This window comes from uncultured Wocania sp., from assembly GCF_964021735.1.
Classification (GTDB): domain Bacteria; phylum Bacteroidota; class Bacteroidia; order Flavobacteriales; family Flavobacteriaceae; genus Wocania_A.
In genome coordinates this window covers 1-6546 of the sequence record NZ_CAXIBN010000172.1, presented here as the reverse complement: position 1 = coordinate 6546, position 6546 = coordinate 1, and the positions used below count along the sequence as shown (strand labels likewise).

At 31.7% G+C, this 6546-nt stretch carries 8 protein-coding genes; 5 read left to right on the top strand and 3 right to left on the bottom strand.

Annotated features, from left to right (window positions below):
* On the bottom strand, positions 1-818 hold an 818-nt coding region (gene tgt, locus AADI82_RS12720; RefSeq protein ID WP_341216804.1), incomplete at its 3' end, for a tRNA guanosine(34) transglycosylase Tgt.
* A gap of 299 nt (positions 819-1117) precedes the next feature.
* On the opposite strand from tgt, the gene AADI82_RS12715 reads away from it, so the two are divergent.
* The 3 genes from AADI82_RS12715 (at position 1118) to AADI82_RS12705 (ending at position 3697) form a co-directional block, all read left to right on the top strand.
* Positions 1118-1996: a transketolase gene (locus AADI82_RS12715; RefSeq protein ID WP_341216805.1), complete on the top strand. Its 879-nt coding sequence runs from the start codon at positions 1118-1120 to the stop codon at positions 1994-1996.
* Between the two features lie 19 nt (positions 1997-2015).
* The gene (locus AADI82_RS12710) at positions 2016-2969 is read left to right on the top strand and encodes a transketolase C-terminal domain-containing protein (protein ID WP_341216803.1); all 954 of its coding nucleotides are present in this window, start codon (positions 2016-2018) and stop codon (positions 2967-2969) included.
* A 140-nt stretch (positions 2970-3109) separates the two neighbouring features.
* The gene (locus tag AADI82_RS12705) at positions 3110-3697 is read left to right on the top strand and encodes an outer membrane beta-barrel protein (protein ID WP_341216802.1); all 588 of its coding nucleotides are present in this window, start codon (positions 3110-3112) and stop codon (positions 3695-3697) included.
* Positions 3698-3781: 84 nt separating this feature from the next.
* Here the strand turns inward: AADI82_RS12705 and AADI82_RS12700 are convergent, their stop codons facing one another.
* A complete protein-coding gene (locus AADI82_RS12700) occupies positions 3782-4852 on the bottom strand; it encodes a hypothetical protein (RefSeq protein ID WP_341216801.1) in 1071 nt (356 codons plus the stop codon).
* An 81-nt stretch (positions 4853-4933) separates the two neighbouring features.
* Here AADI82_RS12700 and AADI82_RS12695 point away from each other — a divergent pair, with 81 nt between their 5' ends.
* Together AADI82_RS12695 and AADI82_RS12690 are read left to right on the top strand one after the other, a co-directional pair.
* A complete protein-coding gene (locus tag AADI82_RS12695) occupies positions 4934-5305 on the top strand; it encodes an RNA-binding S4 domain-containing protein (RefSeq protein ID WP_341216800.1) in 372 nt (123 codons plus the stop codon).
* 30 nt (positions 5306-5335) lie between these two features.
* Positions 5336-5839 carry a phosphoribosyltransferase family protein gene (locus AADI82_RS12690; RefSeq protein WP_341216799.1) on the top strand — a complete coding sequence of 168 codons (504 nt, stop codon included), beginning with the start codon at positions 5336-5338 and terminating at the stop codon, positions 5837-5839.
* On the opposite strand, the gene AADI82_RS12685 is transcribed toward AADI82_RS12690, so the two are convergent.
* The gene (locus tag AADI82_RS12685; RefSeq protein ID WP_341216798.1) at positions 5831-6352 is read right to left on the bottom strand and encodes a shikimate kinase; all 522 of its coding nucleotides are present in this window, start codon (positions 6350-6352) and stop codon (positions 5831-5833) included. The genes AADI82_RS12690 and AADI82_RS12685 overlap by 9 nt on opposite strands.
* Positions 6353-6546 lie beyond the last annotated feature (194 nt).

The following is a 6546-nucleotide window of genomic DNA, read 5'->3' as shown; positions in this document are numbered from 1 at the left end:
ACACAATCAAACATATCTACACCTAACGCAATATTTTCTAAAATATTGATTGGCGTACCAACGCCCATTAAATATCGTGGTTTATCTTCTGGAAGAATATCGGTTACAACTTCGGTCATGGCATACATTTCTTCGGCTGGCTCACCTACAGACAAACCTCCAATAGCATTACCAATAGCTCCAGAATTTGCAATATATTCAGCAGACTGCTTACGCAAATCTTTATACGTACTGCCTTGTACTATTGGAAAAAATGCTTGACTATAATCGTATCTTAATGGCGTTTTTTCTAAATGATTTATACAGCGGTCTAACCAACGATGTGTCATGTGCATCGAGCGTTTGGCATAATTATAATCACAAGGATATGGTGTACATTCATCAAAAGCCATAATAATATCTGCTCCAATAGTGCGCTGAATTTCCATAACATTTTCTGGTGTGAACGTATGGTAGCTTCCGTCTATATGAGATTTAAATTTTACACCTTCTTCTTTTATTTTTCTATTTGCAGAAAGTGAATATACTTGATACCCTCCAGAATCAGTTAAAATATTTCTATCCCAATTCATAAATTTATGTAATCCACCAGCTTTTTCAATAATATGAGTTTGCGGACGTAGATATAAATGGTAAGTATTTCCAAGAATTATATCAGGATTAATTTCTTCTTTCAACTCACGCTGATGCACCCCTTTAACCGTAGCAACCGTACCAACAGGCATAAAAATAGGTGTTTCAATAACGCCGTGGTCTGTAGTAATTTTTCCTGCTCTAGCTTTACTTTGAGAATCTTTAGCTTTTAATTCAAATGTCATAATCAAAAATCTGTCGTCGGCAAACCTACATATTTTTTTAATTCTAAATTAATTTTAATGCCTAATTATTGTAGGTTAACTTATTCCTGCTTAAAATAAAATATAGAAGTAAAGATAAATAACAAAACGGCTTATGCTCTTAAACATTTAATAAATTTTATACATATAAAACATCTTTTACGAAGCGTAAAAACATTATTCATAATGAATTTCAGAATAAAATTTTCAATTGTTAGCAAATCATCATATTTCGTTAATAAATGCATCATTTCAATTTTGTTAAGGGTATTTAAAAGATTATTTTTGTCGCGCAAAAAACTAATAATTTAAACATGCCAAACACACAACAATTAGAAGATTTAACAACGCAGGTTCGTAGAGATATTTTACGAATGGTGCATAAAGTAAATTCTGGTCACCCAGGTGGTTCATTAGGATGTGCAGAATTTTTTGTTGCACTTTACAGTGAAATTATGGATAGAAAAGACCATTTTGATATGGATGGTATTGGTGAAGACCTTTTCTTTTTATCAAACGGACATATCTCACCAGTTTATTACAGTGTGTTAGCAAGAACAGGTTATTTTTCTGTAGATGAATTAAACACATTTAGATTGATTAATTCGCGTTTACAAGGGCATCCAACTACTCACGAAGGTTTAGAAGGTATTCGTATCGCTTCTGGTTCATTAGGCCAAGGCATGAGTGTAGCTTTAGGAGCAGCCCAAGCAAAAAAATTAAATGGCGATACCCATTTAGTGTATTCTTTACACGGCGATGGCGAATTGCAAGAAGGTCAGAATTGGGAAGCTATTATGTATGCATCAGCTAAAAAAATAGATAATATAATCGCAACTGTAGATTTAAACGAAAAGCAAATTGATGGTGCTACTGATGATGTTTTACCAATGGGAAGTATTAAAGCTAAATTTGAAGCTTTTGATTGGACTGTTATAGAAATTGAAGAAGGCAATAATATTGAGGCTATACTAAAAGGAATGGCTAAAGCTAAAGCCGAAACAGGACAAGGAAAGCCAGTATGTGTGTTATTAAAAACCATGATGGGTAATGGTGTTGATTTTATGATGCATACTCACGCATGGCATGGTAAGGCACCAAACGATGAGCAGTTAGCCAATGCTTTATCTCAAAATGCAGAAACTTTAGGCGACTACTAACCATCAATCCAAAGAAAAAATGAAAACATATACATACACAGAAAAAAAAGATACTCGAAGCGGATTTGGTGCTGGATTAACAGAACTTGGTAGAACCAACCCTAATGTTGTAGCACTTTGTGCCGATTTAATTGGGTCTTTAAAAATGGATCAATTTATTAAAGAAAACCCAGAGCGTTTCTTTCAAATTGGGATTGCCGAAGCTAACATGATGGGGATTGCCGCAGGCTTAACTATTGGAGGTAAAATTCCTTTTACTGGAACCTTTGCAAACTTTTCGACAGGGAGAGTTTACGATCAAATACGTCAATCTATTGCATATTCAGGTAAAAATGTGAAAATATGTGCATCGCATGCTGGATTAACTTTAGGTGAAGATGGAGCAACACATCAAATTCTTGAAGATATCGGATTAATGAAAATGCTTCCAGGTATGACCGTAATTAATACCTGTGATTATAACCAAACCAAAGCAGCAACTATTGCTATTGCAGAGCACGACGGACCAGTATATTTACGATTTGGACGACCAGCAGTTCCTGTTTTTACTCCAGAAAATCAAACATTTGAAATTGGTAAAGCTATAAAGCTTACTGAAGGAACAGATGTAACTATTGTTGCCACAGGGCATTTAGTTTGGGAAGCCTTAGAAGCCTCTAAAGTGTTACATGAAAAAGGAATTTCTGCCGAAGTAATAAATATACATACCATTAAACCCTTAGATGAAAAGGCTATTTTAGATTCTGTTGCAAAAACGGGTTGTATTGTTACTGCTGAAGAGCATAACTTTTTAGGGGGGTTAGGAGAAAGTGTTGCAAGAACTTTAGCATTACACAAACCAACTCCGCAAGAGTTTGTTGCAACCAACGATACTTTTGGGGAATCTGGCACACCAGCTCAACTTATGGAAAAGTATGGTTTAAACAGTGCAACTATAATTGAAAAAGCACAAGCCGTTATTAAAAGAAAATAACAATAATATAATTTAGAAAAGGGTTCTTTTATTCAATTAAAAGAACCCTTTTTATTTTAAAATAAATCTTTATTAAAGAAATAATTTTCGTTTGGCAACGTTTTTGATACTATACTCGAAATCACAAAAAACGAACAATTATGAAGAATTCATTTTTTATTACCTTATTATTTTTAGTATCAATATCTACAACTACTTACGCTCAAACTGCAAGTGGTTTTGGTTTTAAAGCAGGTTTAAACTACAATGCCAATGGCAATTATTTTGAATCTGTAAGTAACAATGCCGAAAATCCTGATAGAAACATTGGGTATCACTTTGGGGTATTTGGAAAATTTGGAAAGCAAGTTTATTTCAAACCCGAGCTCGTTTACACGAGCACAAAAAGTGATTATGCAAATGATGACTTTAAAATGCAAAAAATTGATGCTCCTCTATTAGTAGGTTTAAAAGTTTTAGGTCCTATTAGTGTTTTTGGAGGGCCATCATTTCAATATATTTTAGACTCTGAGTTTGATGGAATCTCTATTAATGATATTGATAATGATTTATCTGTTGGACTAAACTTTGGTATAGGTCTTAATCTAAACAAACTTGGTATAGATGTAAGGTACGAAAGAGGGTTTAGCAATAACGAAGCTAAATTTTTAGAAAATAATAATGTAGGAACAAGTAGATTAGACACACGTCCAGATCAGTTAATTTTAAGTTTATCGCTTATTCTATAAGCATAATTAATAGGATAAGTTTTTTAAATAAAAAACCTCACTAATAGCGAGGTTTTTTATTTATGAACAAAATTTTATATACTATTATTCGTTATAGTTTATTGCAATGTCTTTATCCAGATAATCATCAATACCATCGCTATTAGAATCTTTAATTGTAACAGTTTTTAAAGTTATAATACCTTCACTTTCAGATCTGCTAATTTTAAACTCTTTAGCACCAAGAACAGGTTCTTCTTCTCCCTGATTAGTATTAATACTATATGTTTTAGACTCCAACTCATTAATTGTTGGTACACCATCGCCATCATCATCTAAATCAAAATAATTAGGAATATTATCTGAGTCTGTATCATCTCCATCTTTAGTATCAGCATCAGTATTTATGGTAAATTCACCATCGCCATTTATATCTTCTAAATAAGAAGGTATCCCATCATTATCATGATCGGCTATTGCGGTTTGAAACAAATCAAATTTAAAAGCAATTGATCTATATGCAGGAATTCCTCCTTGCGCTTGACTAAAATAAGCTAAACCAGATGGCAAAAACATAACGCCTACACCATGATTCATATAATCAACCGTTCCATCTTCATTATTAGCAAACGATTCTGCTGCTTTAAAAAATGGCATCACTTTTCTCCACCCAGGAATTAATGATACTAAATCAAAATCTACTGGTGTTACCGCACTATCAAAGACTTTATCATCAAGCGTAAATCCTTCATAATTCAAACGAATTTGGTCCGAAAAATTAGGAGATGTTCCAGTTTCTTTTGGGTTTAAATCAAGAATATAAAACTCATAAGTTGTTTCTTTAAAAACTACCGTTTTCGTTTTAACTGCATCATTATCATTATTACCATCATCAGTATATAAAACCTTATCTGTAGCATTTGGCAATATGCCACTTTCTGGTACTTTTTTTATAATTAAATCTGCACTCTTAGGATTTGGATTTCCTTCGAAATCACCTGCATTATAGTAATGGGTGCTTAAATACTTAATTAAAGAATCTTTATCTTTAGCTTGTTGTTCTGTTCGGTCTCTTAATTCAATTTCAGTAATACCACCGCCTCCGTCATCTTTATTACAAGATAAAAATCCAACTACTAAACATAAAATAGATAAAGCTACTTTTCCTTTTCTCATTATTGCTTATTTTTGAGCCGCAAGATACAATTTTAATATAGTTTTGCACAACAACATTAACGTAGTTTTTAGAATAATTGTATGCGAATTGATAAGTATTTATGGTGTGTTAGGTATTACAAAACCAGATCGATAGCAACAACAGCTTGTAAAAAAGGTCAGGTTAAAGTAAATAACGATGCTGTTAAACCTAGTAGAGAGGTATTTGCTCAAGACATAATTGAACTAAGAAAGAATCAAATTAATTATAAATTAAGAGTTAATGATATTCCTGAGAGTAGAATTGGTGCAAAATTGGTAGATATTTATAGAACAGATCTAACCCCAAAAGAGCAATTTGAAGCTCAGGAACTTTTAAAGTATGCAAAAGATTATTATAGAAAAAAGGGTGTTGGAAGACCTACAAAAAAAGACCGAAGAGATATTGATGATTTTACTGATGAAAATGATTAATTTTAAGCTTTAATTTAACTTACACATATTATGACAGCTAAGAATAATGTGATTTTAACACATAACGAAATTAATCACAAAATAAGACGTATAGCTTTTCAGATATACGAAAATAATGTTAATGAGACCGAGGTTATTTTAGCTGGAATTGGGAGTAATGGGTATATTCTTGCAAAGAAATTAAAAACAGTACTTAGTAAAATTTCTGATATTAACCCAATACTATGCAAAGTTAGTATTGATAAAAAAAATCCTTCGTTAGAAATTAAAACATCTATCTCTCCAAATGATTATAAAAATAAATCTTTAGTTTTAATAGATGATGTTTTAAACTCTGGTACTACACTAATTTATAGTGTTAAGCATTTTTTGGATGTGCCTTTAAAGCAATTTAAAACGGCTGTTTTGGTAAATAGAAATCATAAAAAATATCCTGTTAAAGCAGATTTTAAAGGTATTTCATTATCTACCTCCTTACACGAACATGTAAGTGTAATTCTAGAAGGTAAAAACTTTGAAGCTGTTTTAGAGTAGTTTAAAAAGTAAATCTTCAATAATTTTATGTTCAGTTTTATTATCTGTTGAAATAGTTTTTTCCGCTTGATTATAAAACTGTGAGCGCTCAAATAAATGCTTTCCTATAAATTCAGAAAGTAAATCGTCAGTTTTAATATGTGCTATTAATGGGCGTTTAGCTTTTTCGTTTTTCAATCTACTAACCAAAGTTGGTATTGATGCTTTTAAATAAATACTAACTACATCCTCCGATTTTAAAATAACTTCCATATTATTACCATAACAAGGGGTTCCGCCACCTAAAGATAAAATGGTATTCGTGTTATTCTTTAAAATAGCTTTTAAATACTGTGTTTCTTTTTTTCTAAAATATATTTCGCCTCTTAATTTAAAAATTTCATTTACTGAAGTCTGCTCTTGTTCTTCTATATAGTCATCTAAGTCTATAAAATTGTAATTTAATTTCTCTGCCAAAATCCTACCTAAAGTCGACTTTCCAGAAGCCATATACCCAATTAAAACTACAATCATTTTTACGCTATAAATTGATTATTAAAAACATACGATTAAGTCATGCAAAAAAACGAAAATTTCTTTAAAAAAAGTATTGTTTTATTAATTAAACATTTTATATTTGCACCCGCTAACAGCAATAATGCTAGCACTCTTGAAATAATGACCTGGTAGCTCAGTTGGTAGAGCATCTCCCTTTTAAGGAGAGGGTC